Genomic DNA, 1,148 nt, shown 5'->3' with positions numbered 1-1,148 from the left:
GGGCACGCTGTCCTCGCTGCTCCAGACCAACTCGACGCTGAACGTCGATGGTCATGTCATCAGCTTCAGGGATGGCAATGCACCGGCGGCGGCAAACGTTCCGGCCGGCTCCGGCGTGGTGGGCAACCTCGTTACCGACGGCAGCGGCAACTCGACCGTCTATCTCGGCGGCGCCACCGCGGCTGACCTGCTCAAGGCGATCGACCTTGCCACCGGCGTGCAGTCTGCGTCCAACGCCAGCGGCACCGCCACGGTGACGACGGCCACCGGCCAGATCGCCTCGTCGATCAACTCGAGCGGCCAACTCAAGATCTCGACCGGCGTCAATGCCGACCTCGCGATCACCGGCACCGGCAATGCGCTGTCCGCCTTCGGCCTCGCCGGCAACACCGGCACGGGCTCGGCCTTCACCGCGGCTCGCAGCGCCGGCACGGGCGGCATCAACGGCAAGACCTTGACCTTCACCTCCTTCAATGCCGGCGCGGCGGTCAACGTCACCTTCGGCGATGGCACCAACGGCACGGTCAAGACGCTCGACCAGCTCAACACGCAGCTGCAGGCCAACAACCTCACTGCGACGATCGACGCCAACGGGCTGCTCACCATCAACGCAACCAACGACTACGCGTCCTCGACGCTTGGTTCGGCGGTCGCAGGCGGTGCGATCGGCGGCACGCTGACGAGCGCGCTGACTTTCTCGACGGCTTCCACTCCCGTCTCTGACAGCGTTGCTCAGACGTCCCGCGCCAACCTGGTCAACCAGTACAACAACATCCTGCAGCAGATCGACTCCACTGCACAGGACTCCTCGTTCAACGGTGTGAACCTGTTGAACGGTGATCAGCTCAAGCTGGTGTTCGACGAGACCGCCAAGTCGAGCCTGAGCATCACGGGTGTGACCTACAACTCCAAGGGTCTGGGCCTTGCCGCACTGACGCAAGGGACGGACTTCATCGACAACGCTGCGACCAACAAGGTGCTGACAAATTTGAACACCGCGTCGAGCACGCTGCGTTCGGAAGCATCGGCCCTCGGTTCGAACCTGACGATCGTGCAGGTTCGTCAGGACTTCAACAAGAACCTGATCAACGTGCTGCAGACCGGCTCGTCCAACCTGACGCTGGCCGACACCAACACCGAAGCGGCCA

General features: G+C 63.9%; 1 protein-coding gene. It reads left to right on the top strand.

The window, feature by feature from the left end; genetic code table 11:
• Positions 1–1,148, top strand: a 1,148-nt coding sequence (locus IVB29_RS02580) for a DUF1522 domain-containing protein (protein ID WP_247501834.1), incomplete at both ends; no start/stop codon positions are given.

Source organism: Bradyrhizobium sp. 1 (genome assembly GCF_023073315.1).
Classification (GTDB): domain Bacteria; phylum Pseudomonadota; class Alphaproteobacteria; order Rhizobiales; family Xanthobacteraceae; genus Bradyrhizobium.
This window is presented reverse-complemented; position numbering and strand designations above follow the sequence as displayed.